Origin of the sequence: Polynucleobacter sp. 31A-FELB (assembly GCF_018882405.1) — a bacterium.
Classification (GTDB): Bacteria; Pseudomonadota; Gammaproteobacteria; order Burkholderiales; family Burkholderiaceae; genus Polynucleobacter.
Window position 1 is genome coordinate 28,371 of sequence record NZ_JACVOO010000013.1, and the last position, 23,862, is coordinate 52,232.

The window sequence follows — 23,862 nt, forward strand, 5'->3', positions numbered from 1 at the left end:
TTGATAGAATGTCAGCGAGGGTTTTCACTTACTTGGCCCTCTTAGTTGTTGGATATATTAGCTATAAAGCTAATAGCCGTAGGTTAAATATGTGCTTATTCTTGTCTTATCGCCTTCTCGAATAACGCCGCTAAAAGAGGTTTTATTGTTGGTGGAGTGCATGCAGTGATTATTTTTCAATTTATTAAGCAAAAAGACCCATGTCAAAATATTTAAAAGTCAGTGCTATTGTTTTATTTTCTGTATTTACTGAAATCGCATACGCCCAATCCGAGCCTAACCCAATCCCCAAGGTGAGCGATGAGTGGCGCTCATCGATAACTCCCTATGTTTGGGCTCCTGGACTGATGGCTACCATTAATAACAATAATGGGAGCTCAAGCACTGCGGATTTTTCAATGAATCAGGTGCTGAGCAATCTTAAATCTGGGGTTATGGGGGCTTCTGAAGTGCATAAAGGCAATTGGGGAATCATGACCGATGTCTTTTTTGCTACCTTACAAAATACCGGGATGCTCAATGCCCCAGATTTTGACCGCAATATCCATCTTGCCGACAAGATTACCTTGCAAGCGACCATTTTAAATGGTGTTGCAACCTATACGGCTGTCAATAGCCCGGATCTTTACGTAGATGGACTCTTGGGTGTTCGGGCGGCATTTGCGACTGCATCAGCCCATCTGAACGATACAGCTACCAGCGTCAATGTGAGTACAACCTTCAATACGATAGCCCCTATTGCGGGCTTTAAAGGACGCTATCGTTTAGCCAACTCCACTTGGTATGTCCCTTTTTATGCCGATGCTGGTAGTAGGGGCGGTCCAACCAGCATGACATGGCAGGCGATGTTAGGTGTCGGTAAAGCATTTACCAATACGATTGATGCCTCTTTAACTTATCGCGCTTTATATGCCGATTTGCGTGGACATGGCGATGTGATGAAGGCTAACTTAAAAGGCCCGCAACTTGCTGTGACATTTAGTTTTTAATTATTGATGTTGAATTTATTGCTATCAAAAAATATTAAAGGACGAATCCAAATGAGAATCAAAAGTTTTGTAAGTGCATTAACAGCAGCATCACTGGTCTTTGCCTCCGTGGGTAATGCGATTGCTTGTACTTCCCTTGTGGTAACTGATGTCAATGGGAATGCATATCATGGTCGCACTATGGAATTTAGCGGCAGAGTCCCTACAGATTTAACTTACTTCCCGGCTGGCACTAGAGTTGCTTCTGCTACTCCCGCAGGAAATCAGGGATTAACATTTAATACTAAGTATGCAATTTTGGGGATGGCGGGCGCAATCATTTCAGGAGCCAAACAAGTGGCATTTGCTGAAGGCGCTAATGATCAGGGCCTCAGCTTTTCTATGAATTGGTTGAACGGTACCACCTCTCCAGCAGTGGGCAATGACAATTCTAAGGTTTTGGCCGTGAATGATTTGGGCGCTTGGATCTTGGGAAATTTTAAGACCGTAGCTGAAGTCAAGGCTGCAATGGCAAGTGGTAATACAGAAATTTGGGTGCCTGTATCTAAGATGTTGGATCCAACTTCTCCATTGCCGCAGCACTATACCGTTCACGACAAAAAGGGTGAGGCAATTGTGATTGAATTTACACATGGCAAAGCCAATGTGTATGACAACCCTGTTGGCGTGATGACCAATGGCCCAGAATTTCCATGGCATCTACAGAACCTCAGTAACTATACATTTACTAATGTAGATAAAAATACTGGTAAGCTTGGTAAGTTGAAGCTTGCTACTCAAGATGCGGGGATCGCTTTAACGGCCTTACCATCGGCCCAAACTTCACAAGGCCGTTTTGTAAAGGCGGCTTTTTATGTGAACTATGTTCGCAAGGCTAAAACGCCAGATGACGCAATCATTACCTTGGGGCATATCCTGAACAATTTTGACCGTCCTCATGATTTAACAGTAGATGGCTCTGGTGGAACTGGAGATGGGGTGCGAAGTGCCGCCACTTCTAGCGAAGTAACAGAGTGGACGGTGATGGCTGACCTTTCTCGAAATCTATATTACGTTCGAAGCATCAATGCTCTAAACTGGTCTGTTATTGATATCAATAAATTAAAAGACGTTAAGCAGATCAAATCTGTTTCATCTTATGATGTTAATAAAGCTGGGGCAGATGCATTTAATTTGTTTTACAAGTAACCATTCTTCAGAAATTAAGAATGAAGCCACCCTTGGGTGGTTTTGTTCTTAATGGGGTTGGCGTGTTTATAGACGTGCAATGCCCTCAAAAACTTAATGTAAAAAGATGAATTTTTTGACGCACTTATTAAAGCAAGGCTTGCCTATTTTTATGATGGGCTGGTGTTGTATTACTTTGGCTCAAACGTCAAGAAGTACGATGAGTGAGGAGGCTAAGGCCGGTCAGAAAATGCAAAATCCCCTGTATCCCCAGATACAGCTGCCATTGACTTATAACTACAATCCAAAATTAGGCGCTAATAATGGGTCGCAACAGACTGAGATAGGGTTCAATCCTATCATTCCGATTGACATCAATAGTGATGTTCAGTTGATATTGAATCCAATGTTGACTTATAACCATAATGCCAATAATCAGCAGGTCACTAATCAGAATCAACCCATACAGTTAGCCACCTTTTTCGCACCGACTTATGCCAATAATTGGTATTACGGAATCGGTCCTTTTATTCAGGCGCCAGCAAGTAATGCAAATAATGGATCTAGACAAACCGGGCTTGGCGTTTCGGCCGGTGCATTTTTTACGCCTGATAATTGGGTGATAGGTGGCGCCATGTTTAATTCATGGGGCATTGGTAATAATCTATCTGGAGGTACTGCAAATATTTTGAATGTGCAGCCCACCATCTCCTATACCAGGGATGATGCTTGGACATATAGCCTGTCTAGCCAGATTATGTATAACTATGATGCGAAGGCCGCAACCAATCAACTCACCTTGAGTGGCGGCAAAACATTCAAAGTTATTGGGTATCACATACAGTGGCAAGTGGGGCCAACGTATATGGTGACAAGCAATCCTTCAAGCTCAAAGGGTGCTGGAGCCTACGCGGGTTTAACAGTCTTGTTGCCGAAGTAATATAGGGGTGGTACACAGAAGGATTACAAAGCAATTGAGCAGGTAAACGACACGGTTGCGCATAGGGTGGTGGCTTTGATATTTAGTCCCAAAGCGCATGTAACACCGACATAGTTTGCCGCGAAAATTTGATGATAAATATTGGCGGTAATTTAAGGAAAGATTTTTAATGGACGCTACAATGAATATCAATAATTTATTTAATAAATGATTACATTATGAATTTATTACACCACCTTTTTTTTGGCCCAAATCCAATAACGCTATTTGAATTATATTTAGCTAATGCATTCGGCGGGCCACTTGAGTTGCTGGCTATCGATCTAGTTTTAATACTAACCATACATGCAGTTTCAATGTTTTTCATAACTGTTATATTCATGAAAACTGTTGAGAAATTTGCCTTTTGTAAAACTTTCTTTGGCGGCTTCCTTATCTACCTGATGGCGATATTGGTGGTATTGCAGTCACACTTTGTAGATATTGTTTTTCTTTCAATCGCATTAGATGCGTTAAAAGTATTTCCTAGCCCCTTGAGTACCTTTTACTATGTGGTGGGTTTGTATACAACGGTGGGGTCTAACTACAATCCAGCGCCAGAGTGGCAGGGGCTAGCTCTCATCATTCCATTTTGTGGATTATTTGCCTTCTCTCTATCGGGGTCGGCCTTATTTACGATGCTGGGTTACTTCCTTGCGTCCTCTAAGCCATCAGCCAAGAAGAATGATTCCCTTTAATAAGTCTCAGCCACCTCTACTCGAGTCGTCATACTCTTAATCCTATGGTCGCAGCAGAGTATTTGAGCAACCAAGATGCTCAACTCTGATTCTATCGAGAGGCAACAGAGGATAAATTACCAATATCAGTTTGGAGCAGGGATTGGTCTGCTGGATTGAAAGACAGTAATTCTTTAACAATCGAGTCCTTAATATCGATCAGATTTTTAGATCTCTGAAGTAATTTTTCGCTAGGGTCGAATATCAATGGTGAGGCCTCCATCAATTCCAAGAGTCTTTTTGCGGCATCATTAATTTGAATTGCCGTATTGAAGGCCGCTTCTGGCGTTGCGTTTAATAAAAGCGTGTCATATTGTTTCTTGATAAAGGTGCATAAACTATCCATCTCTTCCTGCAACTCTAGTAAGGCATTATTTTTTCCAAATACAAAAGTTTGCAGAATGAAAAAAATAAATACTGCGCCAGATACACCCATCAACCTTGCAAAGAATAGTGAGATTGGCTCAAATGATGTGTAGGGAGAATTCATATAAGAGAACGATAGGCAGACCGTTAACGTTATAAGAGCGATGTAATATTTGTAATCTTTATTTAGGATAAATCCGAGAATAAATGCAATGATGACTACGATTACGGGGATTTGATCTGGAAATATTCGCAAATAGTATTGCAATAGGATGGCCCCGAATAAGCCAGCGATAGTGCCTATAAATCGATTTTTGGCTTTTTCAATTGTGAGAACGGTGCTAAATGGGGTAACGATGACAATGGCGGAGAGCGGAACCCAAAAACCACCCACCCAATTAGTCAGCTGGTAAAACAAGAATGTTATGAAAACCAGAAAAGTTATCTGATTAATTCGGGTTTTAGTTGCTACGCTTTGCATGCCTGATTCCAGCTATCAATCAGATTAGATATGGAATGCATTGAGTCATCGCCAATGCTTGCATCGATTGGGGTCTTTACATGCGATTTTTCGAGTGTTGTTTCCTCTGATACTGCGGTGGATAGATCCTTAAGAGCCAGTGTCAGCGGTGAGGATGGTTCGAGTACCGAGCTATTTTTCTTCGCCAAAAATATTTGATATGAAATGATATTCGTATAAAGGCTTGAATAAGTCTGATTTAGGTAGGGTAGTTGCGCCTTCATAAAAGACAAGGCGCCTAATGTAGTTTGATTATTGTTTGAAAAATTACCTTCAGACATAAGCCCTAAATCATTTTTAAGTAATTGTAAAAAGGCACTTTTAAAAGTTTTATCTCTAAAGTTTGGAAATAGCAAAATCACCACGCTTCCCACAAGGCCAAATTCAATATAGAAGAAAAGGCTATTTAAGGCGGAATTTAAGTCGGTATCCCCGCTTTGCAACCCTATCATCCCAAACATGACGAATATTGCGGGCACCATAGCCGTTTGGGCGTTGGTCGCTAGAACTCTAAATAATAAATAGGTTAAGGCTGTAACCCCTACTAATGTCATGAAATTAAAATAGGAAATCAACCCGAAAATAATGATGATGGCAACTATCATCAGGATTAATTTCCAAAATAGAAGTAGCTGCTGTTTCTTGGTATACGCTGGCAGAGACTCTGTAGCGATTATCCCTATTAAAGTAGTCATGAAAAAAAGACCAGGGGAGGTGGGGGTAAAGAAAAATGCATTCCAGAGGCATAGAGCTATAGCCGCCGAGGCAGCTTTTAGACCAAGCAGTCTGCCGATCCAAAAAGGATCAAATTTTTCTAGATACTGATTGTTAATGCTGTAAACGGACATAAGTACTCATTCCGTTTATCAGCGGATAATTCTTATCTGGATTGGTAATCTGAACAATGACAGGTAGTCGTTGTGGCAACAGGAGCCATTTATTTTCTGTTTGAACAATAGGTACGCCCGAAAAAAGCTGATTCGTCTGGCGTGCAACTCCCAATGGAATGGATACAACGGTACCCTCAAAGGTTTTCTTGCCCATGTAGGTTCTTGGGTACACGGTTACTTTATTACCCTCTTTCACCCCCGCCAATTCAGTCTCCTCAAAATTGGCTTGAACATAGGTCTGTCCATCATTAATCAGTGTAAACATAGCTGCTGATGGCGATACATGACTGCCGATACCCAAGAAAATATTTTCAACATGTCCATCACTCGGCGCGCGTACTATTGTGTAATCCAGGGAAAGTTTGGCTGTCTGCATGACTGCTTTTAAGCTCTCCGCATTTTCCTTTGCGGACTCAGCGTCGAGCTTATCTATTTCCAGTTGATCTTTTATCGATTCAACGGCATTAGCTTGAGCGTCTACCTTATTCTTGAGGTCAAACAGTTCAATACCAGGAATGCCATCCTTTACAGAAGGATCTTTTTTACTTTTGAATTGGTTTCTCAGGATATTTAAATCCGCTATGGCCGCTTTAAGCTTGTGCCCAGTTAAATCTACTTTCTTCTCGGATGACTTGATGGCTAATAACGCTTTTTGGTATTGAGATTTGGCGCCTTCGTAAGCAAGTTGAAGATTTGTGGGGTCTAGGCTCACCAAGGGGTCACCCATCTTCACTGCCTGTCCATTCTTTACATGCACGACAGTAACAAGTCCAGATACTCTTGGCGCCATTGGAGTGGAAACCTGAACAACAAATCCATTATCAGTAAAGCGTAGGTATCCCAGTATTAGATAGATTACAAATACACATGCTCCTAATATGAAAATGAGCGTAGTAAAAGTCGGCTTCTTCTGCAGGAGCGCTTTGATCTCAGTTTTAATTGTTTCAATCTTCATTAGACTTTGTAGTTTTAACCATTTGTTTATCAATGTTAAATTTCTTCTCATTAAATGATGAACCGCCTCCCATGCTCTGGTAAAGCTTGGAATAGGAAATGATAGTTTGGGTTTTGGTTTGCAGTATTGCGATATTGGCAAGATATAACTTCGCCTTAAATTCCAAATACTGGGTTTTTGAGATCAGCCCTTGTTGGAGCATGGCGTCATAGGTTTTCGTATTTTTGTCAGTGTTTTGAAGGCTCTGCTCTTCGAATTTTAGTTTTTGATTATTGGTTTCAAAACTTACTAAAGCGTTATCTACTTCACGTAACGCATTGTCCACAACGTCAACATATTGAATCAGTGCGGCATCGTATTGTTTATTCGAAGTATTCACGGATCCAATCACCTGGGGATTGAGGGCTATCAGACCAACGGCACTTCTCATGTTGGCGTTAGCGCTTCCTCCACTCCCGTTCGTGCTTGTATTGATATTAGTTCCCACGTAGGTCAAATTGATTTCTGGGGAGATCATGCTGGCTGAAGCTGAGATACCGTAGTCAGCGGCATCTATCTTGGCTCTTGCAGCAGCCACATCTGGCCGACTATTAATCACAGATGCTGGGGTATTTCCAGGTGTAGCTTGCTCAACCTTGAGGTCGGAGAATTTGCCTTGAAGTTCTAATGGCCCAATAGATCTGCCAACAAGAATTAAAACGGCATTTTTTGCGCTGACTTGATTCGCTCTATTTTGCGCAATTTGAGATTCTAATTTTTGCATTTCAGAGTCAATATCATTAAAGGAAACTTGGCTAGAAAGACCCTTGCTAGCCATCGCCCTAGAAGTGCTTACGCGACTTTGTAAATCAACCTTTAATTCATTTAAGCCACGCTCTTCCTCATGTGAGGCTAGGAGTACCGCGTATGCAGAAACAATCTGGGCGCTGATTGAAGTGCGAACTGCCAAATAATCGGCTGCACTGGCCTCAACCTTTTTAGATGCACCCTTAATTTGATTTGGTAATTGAAAAATATTTACCAAAAAGTTGGGAATGAATGCAAGAAATCCCGTTGAACTAGTGACTGGTATCGGAAGATTGCTGACAAAGGTTGTGGTGTTGCCAGAAGCCCGACCAGCAAGTAGGTTTATAGATGGTAACCAGCCTAGTTGAATAGTTTCAAGTGAGGCTTGAGCTAGCTCAACATTTTTTACTGCCATGGAGAGCTGCTTATTTCTATCTAAACCTTCTTGAACTAAGCCATTTAACTCTTTGCTGCCAAGATTTTCCCACCAAGGATTTTGAGTGAGATCTATTTTCGGGGAGGTTTGATTATTGGCTGTAAATTTTTCAGGGACGCCGATATCAGGAGTGCTTCCATGAAACATACAGCTAGTAAGGCTTAGCGATGCGATGAAGATGGCTATGACTATGACCGGAGAGTGGGTCGGCGAGGCCTGGTGCCCTGGTTTTGTAGTAAGCCGATCCATATTTATTTTGTCTTTTGAATCATTTTAGCGAAAACCACGAAGCTCAATTTGCAAATGAACTATTTGAGTTTTGTTGTTTTAAACGTAAAAACCACTGCGCCTGAGGATTTCTTAAGTTCAGTAGATTAAGTGGGTTTTTGAAAAAATAACGCAAACTTAATTTATTCGGATCCTAGCTCTATATAACTAATCTTAATAATGGGATGAGTTAATTATGTTAAAACATTATATTATAAAAAATATCAATATTCGTTGATAAACCATCCTCTTTAACTCAGTCAATCTGCATCAAAATCTACATGAACATGCAATCCAATGCTCCTATATCAACAGCAACCAAAATGATGCTCGCCCTCAAGGCATTTGTTTCGGTTCTGTGCTTCACATCGTTTTCTATTGCCGCTCAAACTTCGGTAAAGAATGGCGAATATTTGGCGACTGCTGGCGACTGCATTTCTTGCCATACGGCGCCAGGTGGAAAACCCTTTGCGGGTGGCTTAAAAATGAATACCCCTTTTGGGTATTTGCTCAGCCCCAATATAACGCCAGATTTTGAGACGGGGATTGGATCATGGAGCAAAGAAGATTTTTTACGGGCTATGCATGATGGGGTTAATAAAAAAGGTCAAGATCTTTATCCTGCTATGCCTTTTACATCCTATACAAAGGTCAGCAAAGAAGATGTTGGTGCTATCTATGATTATTTACGAACAGTAACGCCGGTGAGTAATGCCATTCAAGTCAATCAATTAGATTTCCCTTTTAATATTCGTAGCTCAATGATTGTGTGGCGCGAACTATTTTTCACGCGTGGTTTTTTTAAGCCGAATCCAAAGCAATCAGATGCTTGGAATAGGGGGGCTTATTTAGTAGAAGGTCTAGAGCACTGCAGTGCATGCCACTCACCTCGCAATATCATGGGGGCGATTAAACCCTCCAAAGAATTTACTGGTGCTGTGATTGATGGTTGGTATGCTTTAAATCTCACCTCCAACCCACTTACTGGCCTGGGAAATTGGTCTGCACAAGATATTGCGAGCTATCTAAAAACAGGAAGTTATCCTGGTAAAACAAGTGCCTTTGGCCCCATGGAAGAAGTTGTACATAACAGTACCCAGAACCTTACTGACGCAGATTTAATGGCGATGGCAACCTACCTAAAAAGTTTGCCATCAAATTCCAGCCTCAGGTCTGATAGCCAGAAGGTTTTTGCTAACAAGGCTCAGGGAGCTGCTTTATATATTGATAACTGTAGTGGTTGCCATCAAAGCAGTGGCAGAGGGATTGTGGGTGTGATTCCTCCCCTGGATGCTAATCCAGCAGTCTTAGCTCCAAATGGATCGGACATTATCAAAGTGATGATCCTTGGCTTAAAGGCCCGAAATGGGTATACCCCAATGCCCGCCTTTGCTTCAAGGCTAACAGACGATGAAATGGCTACGATTGCAAACTATGTCAGGACAAGCTGGGGGAATTCTGCCGCTGCTAATGTGACTGCTGCGCAAGTGAAGAGGATGAGAGCAAATCCATAGCTATAAATTGTCCTTTTATCTTTTCTGTTCATTTGGCTAGAAGGGCTAAATCGCGCCTCCCCTGAAAAGTCTAAGTGATGGATATCAATGCCATCTCTTAGAATTTAGAAAAATCTACCTATATATTGCAATTTAATCTATGGGGCATTGATATTCGCCTAAAGGCGAACATCAAACAATTTTTCTCTGCTTAAGTTGGCTATCTTTCAATTACTTTCGCTGAAGTGTGAGCGTCAAATCATTGGGTTTACTATTGCTCCGAATGATTTAAGCTAAAACCACTTTTATATTTGAACGATTGATAGCCTTCATTTTTTCAAAGTTTGATATTTGTAAATTGAGTCCCATCAAAGAAATTAAGGTTGTGAGATTTAAGACAATTGTTGTGCATAAAAATTTAGATGCTACGGAATTGTTTTTAAATTAACCAGATGTAGCTTGCATAGCCTTTTCCAGTGTGATATTAGCCTCATGGTTTACTCGCAAACCCCATAACAAAAAATCATACTTCTAATATAGAATGGCTGATTGCCTTAGTTCACTAATTATTTATGTTAAAAATTATTTTTATATCCCTGATCAGCTTGGTTGCTATCAATTCAAGCATTGCCGCAGGCACGGGATCTGATCTTTCAACGACAATATCTGCCGTTAAGGCCGCGGGGATTGCCAAGAATTTAGCTAATCCAATCGCCAATATGATTGCGGTACCAATTCAATATAACTACAACCGTGGAATTGGACTCAATAGTATGGGCAAGGCCCAATCCGCTACCTTGCAACCTGTTATGCCATTTAATTTAGGTGGCGGCGATAATTTTCTTGTTCGCCCAATTGTTCCTGTTGAGTGGCAAAACAATGTGAATGGTTTTTCTGGCTCGGGAATTGGTAATGTGCAAATTGAGACTTTCTATACTCCAAAGCCCACCTCTTCATTGTTGTGGGGCGTTGGGCCCTATTTGATCACCCCTAGTGGCTCCAGTGGTCAGTTTGGCTCAAAACAAATGGGAGGTGGTTTGAGTGCGGTTGGCTTAACTCAAGATGGCCCCTGGACCTTAGGTTTATTGCTGACTCAGTCTTGGGCGATTTCTGGAAATAAAGATGCAGGCTCAGTAAATAATTTCTATTACCAACCATTTCTGTCATATCGAACTAAAGATAATTGGACTTTTGGCTTTCAAACTCAATCGACGTTTAATTTTGATGCTCGAAGGACATCTAACCAGTTAAGCGCACCAATTCAAAAGTTGGTTGTAGTGGGAGATCAGCCAATTTCATTCGCTGTTGGCCCTGCATACAACATTAGTCCGGCACCAGGAGGCCCACAGGGTTGGGGTGCAATGGGGGCGGTTACCTTTATTTTTACGAAGTAATTTCAGATTTCAGTCTCTATGTTTTTTATAACTAAAGAATTATGTCAATTTACTTAAAAAAACTATCCATTGCCTTATTTAGCCTGCTTACTGAAATCGCATACGCCCAATCCGAGCCTAACCCAATCCCCAAGGTGAGCGATGAGTGGCGCTCATCGATAACTCCCTATGTTTGGGCTCCTGGACTGATGGCTACCATTAATAACAATAATGGGAGCTCAAGCACTGCGGATTTTTCAATGAATCAGGTGCTGAGCAATCTTAAATCTGGGGTTATGGGGGCTTCTGAAGTGCATAAAGGCAATTGGGGAATCATGACCGATGTCTTTTTTGCTACCTTACAAAATACCGGGATGCTCAATGCCCCAGATTTTGACCGCAATATCCATCTTGCCGACAAGATTACCTTGCAAGCGACCATTTTAAATGGTGTTGCAACCTATACGGCTGTCAATAGCCCGGATCTTTACGTAGATGGACTCTTGGGTGTTCGGGCGGCATTTGCGACTGCATCAGCCCATCTGAACGATACAGCTACCAGCGTCAATGTGAGTACAACCTTCAATACGATAGCCCCTATTGCGGGCTTTAAAGGACGCTATCGTTTAGCCAACTCCACTTGGTATGTCCCTTTTTATGCCGATGCTGGTAGTAGGGGCGGTCCAACCAGCATGACATGGCAGGCGATGTTAGGTGTCGGTAAAGCATTTACCAATACGATTGATGCCTCTTTAACTTATCGCGCTTTATATGCCGATTTGCGTGGACATGGCGATGTGATGAAGGCTAACTTAAAAGGCCCGCAACTTGCTGTGACATTTAGTTTTTAATTATTGATGTTGAGTTTGATAAAACATCATGAAGCTGCATTTTCCTGGGCTTTTTTTGATAATGATAGTAAGCTTTAGAAGTGGTACTTATAACCTTGCAACTATTCCAGTTGCATTTATTGGAGAAGTAATATGATAAGCATTCGTAAGATTCTTTCGGTTTTTATTCTGGGTTTAGCTGTTCTAGGTTTTGGTGCAAATGCCGCTGATGCGCCTAAAAAGCCATCTGGCACTGTCAGTATTAATGAAACTCAATTTGCCTTAATCGTTGGTGGTAGTACTGGTGGTGGTGTATTGACATATGAGGGTAAAAAATATCCTTTCAAAATTAGCGGGATGAGTCTTGGGGCCAATGTCGGTGTTTCGAAATTATCGGCTGCTGGTGAGGTTTATGACTTGAAAGAGATTTCTAAATTTCCAGGCACCTTCACTAAGTTAGAGAGCAGTATTACTCTTGGCGGTGGTGTTGGTGGTACGGTTTTGAAGAATGAAAACGGCGTCATCATGCGCTTAACCAGTACATCCGAAGGTTTGCAATTAAATCTGAGCGCTAGTGGTGTAACTGTAAAGCTTGATAAGTAATTGCGGTAATTCTATTTAGGGGGTTTTCTAAAGCGCCCGAGTATTTAGCCAAAAACCACCTTCGGGTGGTTTTTGGCTTTAATAGCGGTGGGTGAGATATATATGCGCATAGGATATTATCTACAAAGACTATTTACCTTTAATTATTATTATCAAATCCATATCTATTGAGATCAATGCCTGAATACTACAAAATAGTCTTCCTAAATGGTTTAGTGCTGATCTTAGGCCTTCATCATGCCTAATACGAGTGCAATCCCTATTGAATCTCTGGTGGTATGCGACCAGTGCGATTTATTGCAGCGCGAGGCTCAATTAGAGTCAGGTGGTACTGCTATCTGCGGGAGGTGCGGAAATGTGTTATTTCGTTCTCAGCCAAGAGGGTTAAAGCTTAGCTTGGCTTTTGCACTAACATCCGCTGCTTTGTTTCTGATTTCTAACTTTTTCCCGATTGTGACGATTAGCTCTCAGGGACTTACTAACTCCACAACCTTGCTTGATGCCGCGGATCGCTTAGTTCATGATGGCATACCTAGTATTGCCGCTCTCGTATTTACGACAACCTTCTTGATGCCTGCCTTAGAAATCATGGCATTAATCTATTTGCTGTTGCCATTACATTTCGGACGACTACCACCTGGTTTAAAAATAGCATTTAGATTGATCTACATAGTTAAGCCCTGGGCGATGGTCGAGGTATTCATGATGGGGTTATTGGTAACTATTACCAAGCTCAATGCCTTTGCCTCTGTAGCGCCCGATACTGCATTGGGATCTTTTGTTTTGCTGATGATATTTGTCACGGCTGCAGCCTCTAATTTTGATCCTCATAATTTTTGGAAGCGGGTTGGAGCGCTTGAAAGGCTAGAGGGGAAAGTATGATATCTGCTGCCTCTAGGAATATTTTAGGTTGTGAGGCCTGTGGCCTTGCTCAGCAAGAATCATCTGTAGCGCGTGTATTTCACTGTACGCGTTGCGGAACTAGAATGCATTTTCGTAAGTCAAATAGCATTAGTAAAACTTGGGCATTAGTCATTGCCGCTTATGTCTTGATTATTCCAGCTAACTTGATGCCGGTAATGGATACGGGCTCATTGTTTGGTACGGAAAAAGATACTATCTTTGGTGGGGTGGTATTTCTTTGGACCTCTGACTCGCAAGTGCTCGCAATTATTTTATTTTGCGCCAGCATCGTAATTCCTTTTGCAAAGCTATTTTCATTAACTTTTCTATTGATTTCGGTGCAACGCCGCTCTACTTGGAAGCCGAAATTTCGTGCTCGTTTGTATCGCATAGTGGAGGCAATAGGGCGCTGGTCCATGATTGATGTATATGTAGCTACCATGCTGACTGCTCTCGTACAATTCGGCAACTTAATGACCATTCGTGCTGGCGCTGGCGCCATTGCATTTGCTACCGTAGTTGTATTAACTATTTTTGCTGCAAGAAGTTTTGATCCTCGGCTCATTTGGGATGCCGCGGAGCTTTCAATGAAAAAACAATCAATTGCCTGAGGATTTGTATGTCTGATATATCTCAAAGACCCGAGCTTCCTGATCTTCCGTCTGTAGTGGCTCGAGCAAAACGACAATGGGCGCCGCAGATTATTTGGATTATTCCTATCCTGGCGATTTTGGTCGGCTTAAGTCTTGCATATAAGGCGGTGGTTGATCATGGGCCCACTATCACTATATCTTTTAACTCGGGTGACGGTCTGGAGGCTGGAAAAACCTTTGTTCAATACAAAGGTGTCAACATTGGATTGGTAAAAAGGGTCATCTTATCCGAGGATCATCAGCAAGTTATCGCCACAATTCAGCTCGACAAAGATGCGGCAGATTTCGCAAAAGCAGATACTCGCTATTGGATAGTGCGCCCACGTATTACTACAAGTGGCGTCTCGGGTTTAAGCACCCTGTTAAGTGGCCCTTATATTGCTGCTGACTTGGGTCGTTCCGCAGAAAAACAAGATAGTTTTGTCGCGCTTGAGGTTCCTCCTATTTTGACCGCCGGCATTCCGGGGCGTGAATTTATATTAAAGGCGCCTACCTTAGGCTCACATGAAGTCGGGACGCAGGTGTACTTCCGCCGATTGACGGTGGGTGAGGTTGTGGCATATGAGTTAGATAAAAATGGCAAAGATATTTCTATCAGAGTGTTTATTCATGCGCCATACGATCAGTATGTGACAACGAATACACGCTTTTGGAATGCTAGCGGAATTGATGTGACGCTAGGAGCGAATGGACTGCAAGTGCAAACGGAATCCCTAGTCGCTGTAGTTGCTGGCGGGATCGCTTTTGAATCGCCTCAAGGAGAGGGGGATCCAGCGTTATTGCAAAACATTAATGCTAGCCAATCGACCTCTACATATGAGCGAGCAAACAGTGATGCTGTATTTCCATTATTCGGAACGCGCACATTGGCTATGAAGCAGCCAGATTCAATTGCTGAACGATATATCGTTAATTTCAGGCAATCTGTACGAGGTTTATCTGTAGGTGCACCGGTTGAGTTTCGCGGGGTGAATGTTGGTGAGGTCGCCAGTATTGGGCTGGCCTTTGATCCCAAAACCTTTGAGGTAGTTCAGCCAGTGCAGTTCACTTTGTATCCCGAACGGCTTCAGGCGCGCTCACTAGCTAATGGCGCTTTGCTTCCATTTCCCAAGACCAAGGCAGAGCAAATACAACGCTTTAAGACCTTCATCGCTAAGGGTTTCCGTGCCCAGCTACGAACTGCAAGCATATTAACGGGGCAGCAATATATTGGGATAGATTTTTTCCCCAATGCGCCTAAATTTACTTTGGATACTTCGAAGACACCGCTAGAAATACCAGCAATACCAGGTGTATTTGACAATCTCGAGCAGTCCTTGGCTAGCGTTGTTAAAAATACCGATGCGCTTGTGAAGAAGCTGGATGCCGAAGTAATTCCTGAACTCAGTCAAACACTTAAAAATGTCAACACCATCACTGCAAGTGATTCACCTTTGCAAACAGATATGCGAGATTCATTGCGAGAAATATCAAAAGCAGCTAGCTCTATGAAAACCCTAACCGATATGCTGGATCAGCAACCCCAATCCCTGATATTTGGTAAGCCAGCAGATGGGGTGAAAAAATGAGATTACTACTAATTTCAAGCATTTTCATTTCTCTATTGCTCGGATGTAGCTCGCCTAAAACAAACTATTACACTTTAAATTCAGCCCCCATACCTCAACCTTCAATGGGGTCTAAAGAATTGAGGGTGATGGTCGGCCCCGTATCTTTGCCAGCTCCAATTGATCAACCGCAATTGGTTATTCAGGGGAAGGATAATCAGATTCAAGTCTATGAGTACCATCGTTGGGCTGGTTCGCTCAAGAGTGAGGTGGGTCGAGTTATTGCCGCCAATATAGCCCGAGAGCTGGATTTATCTAATGTGTGGAATTTTTCGCAAAGCACCCAAACTAACTATGACTATCAAATATTCATTGATGTTCAAACTTTAGATAGTAAGCCTGCAGATAGCGTAGTAGTAGATGTGTTGTGGACCATTAAGCCAGCGGCTAGTAATGTAAAGGCGCCAGGAAAAACTTCTAATGTGGGTGCTCATTCTGGATTGAATTCTCAGGTTTTGATGGGTCGCTCTTTAGTGCGTGAACCAGTCGCGAGTACTGAAATTGAAGCGCTCATTGATGCTCAAAGTCGTGCTTTTGCTCAGGTCAGCGCCGAAATCTCGCAATCCCTTCGGAATAAATAATTTCATGGCTGCAATGAGGTTTAAAAAGCTAGGCATTGCGCTAGCCTTTTTGTTTGTGGATATCCCACTTGTTTTTGCCCACACTATATCCATGCCAAAAGATATGCCTTCTTCATATGAGGCAGAGTGTGCTAGTTGCCATATGGCCTACCCTCCAGGATTATTAAGTCGAAAGAGCTGGCAGAATGTGATGTCTAGTCTAGACGCCCACTTTGGAGCTGATGCAAGTATTGCTTTGAAAACTCGAGAAGAGTTAACAACTTGGCTAGTTAGAAATGCAGCAACAGGCAAGCAATTCAGTGAAGCCGCCCCTCAAAATCGCATCACAACAACGGCTTGGTTTATGCGTGAGCATAGGAAAGTGAATGCAGAAGTATGGAGGCGTTCAGGGGTAAAGAGTCCTTCAAATTGTGGGGCTTGCCATATGGATGCTGGAGGTGGGGTTTTTCACGACACCAATGTAAAGGTTCCGACTCAATGAACATCAACGCTGATTACAGCAAAAGAGTGGTGATTAATCACCATGAGCTACCGTGGGTTGCCAGTCCTGAGTCTGGGGTAGATAGACGCATGCTTGATCGACAGGGCGGCGAGGTAGCTAAGGCAACATCGATCGTTCGCTATCAACCTGACTCTCAATTTAAAACACATACTCATGAATTCGGTGAAGAGATCTTCGTTTTAGATGGCGTGTTTAGTGATGAGTCTGGTGATTATTCAGCTGGCACCTACATCATGAATCCCCCGGGATCCTCTCATGCCCCATTTAGTCAGCATGGTTGCACTCTCTTCGTTAAATTGCGACATCTTGGCTCAGATCAGATAGAGCGAGAGGTGGTTGATACTAAAACTGCTCCTTGGTATCAAGGCATGGTGCCGGGTCTCAATGTAATGCCGCTGATGCGACAGGGCAGTGGGTCAACGCTGGTTCGCTGGGCGCCTCAAACGTATTTCAATCCCCACAAACATTATGGTGGCGAGGAAATTTTTGTAGTGGATGGTGTTTTTGAGGATGAGCATGGGCGCTATCCAGCAGGATCATGGATTAGAAGTCCTCATCTGAGTTTGCATCAGCCATTCAGCAAAGAGGGCTGTACTATCCTTGTTAAAACTGGGCATCTGCTGGATTAGCGCTTAATGCTTTTGGAAGTTAAACCACCTTCGGGTGGTTTTTTGCAGCCGCTTTATGGAATTTGGTAAATATGGGGCTATCCAAAATTTCTTCGAATGCCGCTCAAAATAAAAGCCAATATCAGTGTATGATTTTTTTATATTTTTTATAGCTTGATGTGCGCGAAAGGTACTGTGATGAAGAGATCTTTGGGATTCTTGGTTTTTAGCCTTATTTTTATGGCTTCAAACGTAGTTTATGCTGATCCTCCAATGCAGCCTTTTTATGCGGCTGTTATGAAAATGAAACCCGAAGGTAAATTGGGTCAGATCATTAAGCAAGAAAAGGTGGCCACTTCAGTTAAGGGTGCGCAGGCTTGGAAGGTTGCTTATATTTCCTCGGATGTATCTGGCCGTAAAACTATTGCAACAGGTCTGATAGTTGCTCCAACTGCTCCTGCGCCAGCAGGAGGTCGCCCTATTGTCACTTGGGCGCACGGTACAACTGGTACTGCCCAGAACTGCGGTCCATCACAAGTTATTGACCCTGTTGTTCCTATCAATGAGTATTTTTTAATTGGCGGAAATTCATCGACGGATTATGGTGTGCCTGCATTGCAGGAATTCATTAATGAGGGGTATGTCATTGCAGCCACAGACTATCAGGGTCTTGGTGGTGGCGGAGTTCATCAATACGCTAATGGAGTGAGTAATGCGATGGATGCTATCAACGCAGCCCGTGCGGCTGGTTCAATAAATCAAACTAGATCTAATAAAAAGACCGCATTTATTGGTTGGTCTCAAGGTGGTTTGGCTGCATTTGCAGCAGCCGGGATGTCTGAATATATGCAGCAGACTGGTACTGCGTTTGATAATTTAGATATGCGCGGTTTAGTTGCAATGGGGCCTGCTTATTTTGGAACATCAAGCGGGCAATTGGATCAGGCAACTGCCGATAAGTATCTTAATGACACGCTTAAATCATATGTGCATAACATTTTTGATTTTACGCATGCGACTATGTTTTTTTATGCGCTGCCATCTGCTTTCCCAAATCTTAAATTAACCGATATCTTCACCGATGATGGCGTAAAAGTACTTACGGAGGTCTACTCTAATAAGTGTATGCATCCAGCCAGCGATACGATGAACTACAACATTGGCTCGAACTACAACTCTTTACTAAAGCCACAGTTCACGAACACTATGGGTTGGGCGCAAGCGGTATTAAAAACTAGCCCTGCATATGAAAAGCTTATTGCACCAGTTCAGATATATTACGGCGCCGCTGATACGGTAAACAATCCAGCTATGGGTCAATTTTTTCAAGAGCAAATGTGCAAGCGGGGTGCAAACGTAGGCAGGATGGAGTTGCCTGGTGCAAAAACAGGACACTTTGATGAGCCCCCAGTTTCTCAACAATTCTTTTTGCCTTGGATCAAAGATCGATTTGATGGAAAACCACTGGCTAATGCTTGCCCACAAAGTTGAGGAGAGTAATTCTTTGAGTTAGCCCAACTGAGCTGCCCAACTACCGGGGTCAGTTTAGTTGGACAGGTTTTTTTGATGGAAATTACTGCTCTATTTATTAGTTTTGTAAGGAATTGTAAGAATTCATCTTCTGAGGCATGCTCCAATCTAATTTAATTACTTTCTCTAGCTATTACTACACCGCACATACATGCAACCGATCATTGCTTTCGACATTGGATTTCATAGTGGTCTGCTACAAACCATCTATGGCGTGGTGATGATTGGTGTTGTGCTTGCTATAAATAGCATGGCAATTGTCGCAACAATTCTCTTTTTTAAATCTTCTTTATCAACAGGTGTATCACTATCTAAGCTGAGAGCCAACATACTATTTGTTATGTGCACCCAATTGCTTGCTTTGGCTCAACTAGGACTTATTGCTGTGTGGGCTGGCTCACTAGTTTTAATTGGACTTTTCCAAGACTGGGAGCCCAGCCTTCGATTTAGCGCAAGTAGCTATACAACTATGGGCATTTTTACGGTTGAACTGCCGGATGGTTGGCATTTGATCCCAACATTTATTGCCTTCTCCGGCTTATTTTCTTTTGCTTGGGCTGCAACCTCGACAATAACGATGCTTAGTACACTAACAAATTATCTAGAAAATATCCAAAAAGGATCCAAAAGCACTAAGCCTAATTAGGCATAATTTCACTTGTGCCCTGATGCTTGTTTAAGCTTGGGATTTTGTAAGGATTGGTAGGCTTTGACTATCTGCTATGTATAAAGTTATCAAAGCAACCCGTAGATCTTTTTTAATTAATACCCTAGCAACTCCAAGCCAAATTTTGCATTTAATACTTACTCGTGCACTGCGTATTGCAAGTATTGGACTAGCCTTATTTTTGCTTACCTCAGTGGCCTATGCCGAAAATCTGTTAGTTCCCCTGTCAAAATTTGATAATGATTCGCAGCAATTGAGTGATAGCAGGGTATTGGAGTTTTGGGGATATCACAATTATCAAGGCAACGATAATTATCAGAATGTCTTGAAATTGCGTTACTACAATCCTTTAGAGGCGGGCGACTGGCGAGGTCGGATTCGACTTGACACCTCGTATGTAGCCAATTTCAACTCTATTACGTCTGCAAATAATTCAGGTCAATATAGCTCGGGTAACACTATGTTGACAGTGTGGGGTCAAGATAGAACTTTTCTGAAATCACTTGGTGCTTTAGTTGGTGCACGCGTCACCTTTCCTTTTGGAAACAATGGACAATGGGCAGTCGGTCCTCAGTTGGGATGGTCTTTTTTGCCAGAAGTGGATAGTAAGTTGCATGTAACTGACTTCTCACCCCTGATTCGTTATATGTATGGTTTTGATTCTAAGAACAACAGCTTTAGTGTCAACCCCAATCAGCCGGCATTACAGAGAAGTCTTCAAATGTTTCCAACAATTGGATTTCAAATTACTCCAAATACCATGCTCAGATTTTGGGATGAAAATGGCGTGGTCTACAATTCTGCTGGTGGTGGTTGGTTTATGCCGATTGATGCCATGCTAACTCATCGATTATCCAGGCATTGGGTTGTGGCTATAGGCGCGAGTAAGCAGGTTGTCCAGACCTATAAGCAATATGATTGGTCGAGCTATGGAAAGGTCTCGTTTAATTTCTGATGTTAATAGCGCTTATTAGAATCCTTTTATTGTGCGCCGTTTTCTTGTCCAGCCAGGCATTGGCAAATGATCGTTACATTCTTCAGCAAGAATTTTTTGAAGATAAAACAAATTCACTCTCAATTGCCCAGATTAAGAATGAGAAATTCACGCCCTATGAGGGTTGGCTTGCTAAGGGGTATAGCCCCTCAACCTATTGGATTAAGTTAACAATTAACGCCTCTAATCAAGAGTTAGTGGCGCGAATAAGACCGGCTTATGCGGAAAGTATTCAAGTATTTGATGCCGTGAGCCCGACTCCAAATAAAGTGGTGGGAGCGAGACATGCATGGAGAGATTCTGACGTACCGGCTTATAGCCATAATTTCGAGCTGGCAGCTGCTTCACAAGAGAGGCAAATCTTTTTAAAGATAAAGTACGCTAGAACTTACTTGCTGAGCGTTGATGTTATGACGCTCAAGGAGTATTTAAGTGTAGACCATGTTGATAGTTTGCTTTATATGGGCTACATAGTGTTTACTTTTGCCTTGGCGCTAGGTTTATTTGGCGCATGGCTTATCAATCGAGAGAAGGTTCTCGGGGTATTCACAGTCCAGCAGTTCGTTGCTTTCTTGCATACCTTTTTTGTTGTCGGCTATGTACGAATTTTTTTCGATCAGCACATCGATGTTTCTATTATTAATTACGCATCGTATGTTCTAGTTGTGGTGTATCCATTAATTGGGCTGTTAGCAAATAAATTATTGCTTGAGGAATACGGCTTAAAGCGGCTCTATCGCTATTTATTCAATTGCTTGATTTGTGGATCTAGTCTGGTGATCGTTTTATTGATCTTAGGCTACATCGGCGAGGCCTTAAAGCTAAATGCTCAAATAGTGATGTTGGCAATGACAATGTTTTGGCTGACTGCTTGGTTTGGGATTATTGCTGGCGATAAGAATCAAAATATCAATTTGCCAATTAATGTACTGCGCGTGTATTACGCGCTCAACTTGGTGATGTGGTCGATATCTTTATTGCCTTTACTCGGGATTGTTCAGGCCAAAGATTTCGCTGTGCATTCTTATCTTTTGTATAACGTATTTAGCGGACTATTTTTCTTTTTATTACTTCAGTATCGATCCAGATTGATCTTGAAAAATGAGCTTATTAAAGCTGCCGCCCTTAAAAAAGAGGCTGATGATGAGAGATTCCTTCGTGAGGAGCAGGGAAAACTCATGGCAATGCTTACCCATGAGATCAGAACGCCACTTTCAGTCTTAAAACTAGTTGTAGATCGTAAGGTGGCGGGATCAGATCTTGAAGAATTTGCCAATAGGGCGGTAAGCAATATCGACTCAATCATCGATAAATGTATTCAGCTTGATCAGCTTGACCTGAAGGCGCTTAAGATTAATAAAGCGCCCTTTAACTTAACTGATTTAATTGTTACTGTGGTGAATGATTCAGGTGGGTCCGGAAGGGCCCACATAGAAGCTGATCCTAGAATTGAAATTAACTCAGATATCAATTTGGTTAGAGTTATCATCTCGAATCTTGTGGTGAACGCTGTGCGGTATTCAACACCTAATTCTGATATTCAGCTGAGTGTTGCTCCAGAGCCCTCTAGAGCGGGGAATTCAGGAGTTCGGCTTATTGTCCGAAATGATGTATCCAACGTTGATATTCCAGATGCTTCCCAGGTTTTTGATAAGTATTACAGAGGCCCCTCATCAACTAGGATTAGCGGCTCTGGCTTGGGTTTATTCATTGTGAGAGACTTGGTTCATGCCTTAGGAGGTGAGGTTCGTTGCTCGATCTATAACAATTCAATTGCGTTCACGGTATGGATTCCATTTTAAAAATTGCCATTGTTGAAGATAATGATGATTTGAGGGCCTTGTTAATTCAGGATCTATCGATTGCTGGTTATTTTGTAAAAGGTGCTGAATCGGCTGAGCAACTCGATGAGTTATTCGCAAGCAACATTTTTGATGTGTTGATTGTGGATATCAATTTGCCAGGGGAGAATGGTTTAAGTATCTCAGCTCGGTATAGACGATTGAATAGTCAGTTAACTATTGTGATGCTGACTGCGCGGACCACCATTGAAGACAAGGTCACTGGTTATGACTCTGGTGCGGACCTTTATCTAACAAAGCCAGTTTCTAATTCGGAGCTATTAGCTGCCATTGCGAGCATTGGTCGGCGTGTTGCAGCGCGAAGAGCAATCCCTGAGATTGTTCTGAATCTGAGGAGTATGACCCTAACTGCAAACAAAGCAGTTGATCTCAATAAGCAGGAAGTTTTGGTGATTAAAGCTCTATGTGAGTCGCCATCATCAAATTTGCCTTATTACAAGCTTCTAGAGATTTGTGGCGAGCCCATTGATGAGGTGTCTAAGGCAACTTTAGAGGTCAGAATAGCTCGTCTACGTAAGAAATTCATAGAGGCAGGGGTACCCGAAAAGTCCTTTCGGGCGCTGCGGGGTGATGGCTATCAGCTATTGCTAGATGTTCATATCGTCCTGTAGGAATTGGTAGGGATTTACCGCAATATTTCTATATATTGATGTAAATCAATTTTTTAGAATTTGTGGAATTTGTTGCAGATTCAATTTAGTAAACATATTTGTCACATTATTAACCTAAGCAAATCACTTTTTATGAATAAGAAAATCCTTTCAGCATTAATTGCAGCATGCGCATTATTTGCATCCATTGGTTCAGCGAACGCGGCAGATGATGTCAGTCCGATCCCTAAAATTGCAGATGAGTGGCGTTTCTCGGTATCCCCCTATGCTTGGTTGCCCCAAGTCAATACGACTGTTAGTGCTGGTGGTCCGGGGTCTAAAAATGCCGATATTTCAATGAACAGTTTGGTCAATAATCTTAAATCAGGCGTCATGATTGCGGGTGAAGCGCATTATGGTAAGTGGGGTGTGATGGCTGACTTTGCATCAGCGACTCTGCAAAAATCAGGTGGCTTTAATTTCAAGGGCGATCCACAATACAGAGCGGGCGATAAGTCAACTCTACAAGCTACGCTATTTAATTTTGTAGGTACTTACAATGTTTTGAGTAATCAAGATGCCTATTTAGATGCTTTACTTGGTGTGCGCTGGGTCAGTTTGACTACCTCATTTGACGTAGCACTACAAGCCGATCCTTCTATTCGGTTAAGTGCTTCATCAGCCACACCTGCGACTTATGGTGTGGTGGGATTTAATAGTCGTTACCGTATCATGGGCTCTAATTGGTATGTCCCTCTTTATGCCGACATTGGTACAGGCGGTGGCACTAATCACAACACTTGGCAGGCATCGACGGGTGTGGGCGTTGCACTTACCAAAATGGTAGACCTATCATTAACCTATCGCGCTATTGGCTTTGATATCAAGAGTGGTAACAATGATTCATCATTGCTAAAAGGCCTCTTCCATGGCCCACAAGTGATGGCTACATTCAACTTTTAATTTCAAGACCC

The 23,862-nt window shown here is 42.4% G+C and carries 24 protein-coding genes; 20 read left to right on the forward strand and 4 right to left on the reverse strand.

The features are described from left to right. Nucleotides 1-200: 200 nt before the first annotated feature. From ICN30_RS08575 to ICN30_RS08590, 4 genes are all read left to right on the forward strand, one after another. Nucleotides 201-989, forward strand: a complete 789-nt coding sequence (locus tag ICN30_RS08575) for a hypothetical protein (protein ID WP_216274845.1) — start codon at nucleotides 201-203, stop codon at nucleotides 987-989. A 51-nt stretch (nucleotides 990-1,040) separates the two neighbouring features. Beyond that, a complete protein-coding gene (locus ICN30_RS08580; protein WP_216274847.1) occupies nucleotides 1,041-2,177 on the forward strand; it encodes a linear amide C-N hydrolase in 1,137 nt (378 codons plus the stop codon). A gap of 106 nt (nucleotides 2,178-2,283) precedes the next feature. Beyond that, nucleotides 2,284-3,096 carry a hypothetical protein gene (locus ICN30_RS08585; RefSeq protein WP_216274849.1) on the forward strand — a complete coding sequence of 271 codons (813 nt, stop codon included), beginning with the start codon at nucleotides 2,284-2,286 and terminating at the stop codon, nucleotides 3,094-3,096. Between the two features lie 380 nt (nucleotides 3,097-3,476). Then, entirely contained in the window at nucleotides 3,477-3,833 is a 357-nt protein-coding gene (locus tag ICN30_RS08590; RefSeq protein ID WP_216274851.1) for a hypothetical protein, read from the forward strand. A 91-nt stretch (nucleotides 3,834-3,924) separates the two neighbouring features. On the opposite strand, the gene ICN30_RS08595 is transcribed toward ICN30_RS08590, so the two are convergent. Genes ICN30_RS08595 through ICN30_RS08610 form a run of 4 tightly spaced genes read right to left on the reverse strand, consistent with a single transcriptional unit; the run spans nucleotide 3,925 to nucleotide 8,074 of the window. Beyond that, the gene (locus ICN30_RS08595) at nucleotides 3,925-4,719 is read right to left on the reverse strand and encodes an FUSC family protein (RefSeq protein WP_216274852.1); all 795 of its coding nucleotides are present in this window, start codon (nucleotides 4,717-4,719) and stop codon (nucleotides 3,925-3,927) included. Further along, nucleotides 4,707-5,606, reverse strand: coding sequence for a hypothetical protein (locus ICN30_RS08600; protein ID WP_216274853.1), 900 nt, complete (start codon nucleotides 5,604-5,606; stop codon nucleotides 4,707-4,709). Before ICN30_RS08600 ends, ICN30_RS08595 begins: the two co-directional genes overlap by 13 nt. Then, the gene (locus ICN30_RS08605; protein WP_216274854.1) at nucleotides 5,587-6,603 is read right to left on the reverse strand and encodes an HlyD family secretion protein; all 1,017 of its coding nucleotides are present in this window, start codon (nucleotides 6,601-6,603) and stop codon (nucleotides 5,587-5,589) included. The genes ICN30_RS08600 and ICN30_RS08605 overlap by 20 nt, the downstream gene beginning before the upstream one ends. Further along, nucleotides 6,593-8,074 (reverse strand): TolC family protein, encoded by a 1,482-nt coding sequence (locus ICN30_RS08610; protein ID WP_216274855.1) that lies wholly within the window; start codon nucleotides 8,072-8,074, stop codon nucleotides 6,593-6,595. The genes ICN30_RS08605 and ICN30_RS08610 overlap by 11 nt, the downstream gene beginning before the upstream one ends. Before the next feature lie 299 nt (nucleotides 8,075-8,373). Here ICN30_RS08610 and ICN30_RS08615 point away from each other — a divergent pair, with 299 nt between their 5' ends. From ICN30_RS08615 to ICN30_RS08690, 16 genes are all read left to right on the forward strand, one after another. Further along, entirely contained in the window at nucleotides 8,374-9,606 is a 1,233-nt protein-coding gene (locus ICN30_RS08615) for a cytochrome c (protein ID WP_255533186.1), read from the forward strand. Between the two features lie 551 nt (nucleotides 9,607-10,157). Beyond that, nucleotides 10,158-10,979, forward strand: a complete 822-nt coding sequence (locus ICN30_RS08620; protein ID WP_216274856.1) for a transporter — start codon at nucleotides 10,158-10,160, stop codon at nucleotides 10,977-10,979. 41 nt (nucleotides 10,980-11,020) lie between these two features. Continuing rightward, entirely contained in the window at nucleotides 11,021-11,809 is a 789-nt protein-coding gene (locus ICN30_RS08625; protein WP_216274857.1) for a hypothetical protein, read from the forward strand. Nucleotides 11,810-11,941: 132 nt separating this feature from the next. Continuing rightward, nucleotides 11,942-12,391, forward strand: a complete 450-nt coding sequence (locus tag ICN30_RS08630; protein ID WP_216274859.1) for an EipA family protein — start codon at nucleotides 11,942-11,944, stop codon at nucleotides 12,389-12,391. Between the two features lie 237 nt (nucleotides 12,392-12,628). Next, nucleotides 12,629-13,273 carry a paraquat-inducible protein A gene (locus ICN30_RS08635; RefSeq protein WP_216274861.1) on the forward strand — a complete coding sequence of 215 codons (645 nt, stop codon included), beginning with the start codon at nucleotides 12,629-12,631 and terminating at the stop codon, nucleotides 13,271-13,273. Further along, nucleotides 13,270-13,905, forward strand: coding sequence for a paraquat-inducible protein A (locus tag ICN30_RS08640; protein ID WP_216274863.1), 636 nt, complete (start codon nucleotides 13,270-13,272; stop codon nucleotides 13,903-13,905). The genes ICN30_RS08635 and ICN30_RS08640 overlap by 4 nt, the downstream gene beginning before the upstream one ends. 8 nt (nucleotides 13,906-13,913) lie before the next feature. Beyond that, nucleotides 13,914-15,515, forward strand: a complete 1,602-nt coding sequence (locus ICN30_RS08645; RefSeq protein ID WP_216274865.1) for an intermembrane transport protein PqiB — start codon at nucleotides 13,914-13,916, stop codon at nucleotides 15,513-15,515. Next, nucleotides 15,512-16,135 carry a membrane integrity-associated transporter subunit PqiC gene (locus tag ICN30_RS08650; protein ID WP_255533187.1) on the forward strand — a complete coding sequence of 208 codons (624 nt, stop codon included), beginning with the start codon at nucleotides 15,512-15,514 and terminating at the stop codon, nucleotides 16,133-16,135. The genes ICN30_RS08645 and ICN30_RS08650 overlap by 4 nt, the downstream gene beginning before the upstream one ends. A gap of 4 nt (nucleotides 16,136-16,139) precedes the next feature. Beyond that, entirely contained in the window at nucleotides 16,140-16,616 is a 477-nt protein-coding gene (locus tag ICN30_RS08655) for a diheme cytochrome c (protein WP_255533188.1), read from the forward strand. Then, nucleotides 16,613-17,266 carry a cupin domain-containing protein gene (locus tag ICN30_RS08660; RefSeq protein WP_216274870.1) on the forward strand — a complete coding sequence of 218 codons (654 nt, stop codon included), beginning with the start codon at nucleotides 16,613-16,615 and terminating at the stop codon, nucleotides 17,264-17,266. The genes ICN30_RS08655 and ICN30_RS08660 overlap by 4 nt, the downstream gene beginning before the upstream one ends. Before the next feature lie 177 nt (nucleotides 17,267-17,443). Then, nucleotides 17,444-18,736 (forward strand): lipase family protein, encoded by a 1,293-nt coding sequence (locus ICN30_RS08665; RefSeq protein ID WP_216274871.1) that lies wholly within the window; start codon nucleotides 17,444-17,446, stop codon nucleotides 18,734-18,736. Nucleotides 18,737-18,926: 190 nt separating this feature from the next. Further along, complete coding sequence (locus ICN30_RS08670; RefSeq protein ID WP_216274873.1) at nucleotides 18,927-19,421, forward strand: hypothetical protein; 495 nt, start codon at nucleotides 18,927-18,929, stop codon at nucleotides 19,419-19,421. Between the two features lie 76 nt (nucleotides 19,422-19,497). Next, nucleotides 19,498-20,397, forward strand: coding sequence for a hypothetical protein (locus tag ICN30_RS08675; protein WP_216274876.1), 900 nt, complete (start codon nucleotides 19,498-19,500; stop codon nucleotides 20,395-20,397). Nucleotides 20,398-20,456: 59 nt separating this feature from the next. Beyond that, entirely contained in the window at nucleotides 20,457-22,238 is a 1,782-nt protein-coding gene (locus tag ICN30_RS08680; protein WP_216274877.1) for an ATP-binding protein, read from the forward strand. After that, nucleotides 22,223-22,909 (forward strand): response regulator transcription factor, encoded by a 687-nt coding sequence (locus ICN30_RS08685; protein ID WP_216274879.1) that lies wholly within the window; start codon nucleotides 22,223-22,225, stop codon nucleotides 22,907-22,909. Before ICN30_RS08680 ends, ICN30_RS08685 begins: the two co-directional genes overlap by 16 nt. A gap of 132 nt (nucleotides 22,910-23,041) precedes the next feature. Then, nucleotides 23,042-23,851, forward strand: coding sequence for a hypothetical protein (locus tag ICN30_RS08690; protein WP_216274880.1), 810 nt, complete (start codon nucleotides 23,042-23,044; stop codon nucleotides 23,849-23,851). Nucleotides 23,852-23,862 lie beyond the last annotated feature (11 nt).

Bases quoted from the DNA above. Each gene is read 5' to 3' on its own strand.
- ICN30_RS08575 (WP_216274845.1), top strand. From the start codon at position 201: ATGTCAAAATATTTAAAAGTCAGTGCTATTGTTTTATTTTCTGTATTT.
- ICN30_RS08580 (WP_216274847.1), top strand. From the start codon at position 1,041: ATGAGAATCAAAAGTTTTGTAAGTGCATTAACAGCAGCATCACTGGTC.
- ICN30_RS08585 (WP_216274849.1), top strand. From the start codon at position 2,284: ATGAATTTTTTGACGCACTTATTAAAGCAAGGCTTGCCTATTTTTATG.
- ICN30_RS08590 (WP_216274851.1), top strand. From the start codon at position 3,477: ATGAAAACTGTTGAGAAATTTGCCTTTTGTAAAACTTTCTTTGGCGGC.
- ICN30_RS08595 (WP_216274852.1), bottom strand. From the start codon at position 4,719: ATGCAAAGCGTAGCAACTAAAACCCGAATTAATCAGATAACTTTTCTG.
- ICN30_RS08600 (WP_216274853.1), bottom strand. From the start codon at position 5,606: ATGTCCGTTTACAGCATTAACAATCAGTATCTAGAAAAATTTGATCCT.
- ICN30_RS08605 (WP_216274854.1), bottom strand. From the start codon at position 6,603: ATGAAGATTGAAACAATTAAAACTGAGATCAAAGCGCTCCTGCAGAAG.
- ICN30_RS08610 (WP_216274855.1), bottom strand. From the start codon at position 8,074: ATGGATCGGCTTACTACAAAACCAGGGCACCAGGCCTCGCCGACCCAC.
- ICN30_RS08615 (WP_255533186.1), top strand. From the start codon at position 8,374: ATGAACATGCAATCCAATGCTCCTATATCAACAGCAACCAAAATGATG.
- ICN30_RS08620 (WP_216274856.1), top strand. From the start codon at position 10,158: ATGTTAAAAATTATTTTTATATCCCTGATCAGCTTGGTTGCTATCAAT.
- ICN30_RS08625 (WP_216274857.1), top strand. From the start codon at position 11,021: ATGTCAATTTACTTAAAAAAACTATCCATTGCCTTATTTAGCCTGCTT.
- ICN30_RS08630 (WP_216274859.1), top strand. From the start codon at position 11,942: ATGATAAGCATTCGTAAGATTCTTTCGGTTTTTATTCTGGGTTTAGCT.
- ICN30_RS08635 (WP_216274861.1), top strand. From the start codon at position 12,629: ATGCCTAATACGAGTGCAATCCCTATTGAATCTCTGGTGGTATGCGAC.
- ICN30_RS08640 (WP_216274863.1), top strand. From the start codon at position 13,270: ATGATATCTGCTGCCTCTAGGAATATTTTAGGTTGTGAGGCCTGTGGC.
- ICN30_RS08645 (WP_216274865.1), top strand. From the start codon at position 13,914: ATGTCTGATATATCTCAAAGACCCGAGCTTCCTGATCTTCCGTCTGTA.
- ICN30_RS08650 (WP_255533187.1), top strand. From the start codon at position 15,512: ATGAGATTACTACTAATTTCAAGCATTTTCATTTCTCTATTGCTCGGA.
- ICN30_RS08655 (WP_255533188.1), top strand. From the start codon at position 16,140: ATGGCTGCAATGAGGTTTAAAAAGCTAGGCATTGCGCTAGCCTTTTTG.
- ICN30_RS08660 (WP_216274870.1), top strand. From the start codon at position 16,613: ATGAACATCAACGCTGATTACAGCAAAAGAGTGGTGATTAATCACCAT.
- ICN30_RS08665 (WP_216274871.1), top strand. From the start codon at position 17,444: ATGAAGAGATCTTTGGGATTCTTGGTTTTTAGCCTTATTTTTATGGCT.
- ICN30_RS08670 (WP_216274873.1), top strand. From the start codon at position 18,927: ATGCAACCGATCATTGCTTTCGACATTGGATTTCATAGTGGTCTGCTA.
- ICN30_RS08675 (WP_216274876.1), top strand. From the start codon at position 19,498: ATGTATAAAGTTATCAAAGCAACCCGTAGATCTTTTTTAATTAATACC.
- ICN30_RS08685 (WP_216274879.1), top strand. From the start codon at position 22,223: ATGGATTCCATTTTAAAAATTGCCATTGTTGAAGATAATGATGATTTG.
- ICN30_RS08690 (WP_216274880.1), top strand. From the start codon at position 23,042: ATGAATAAGAAAATCCTTTCAGCATTAATTGCAGCATGCGCATTATTT.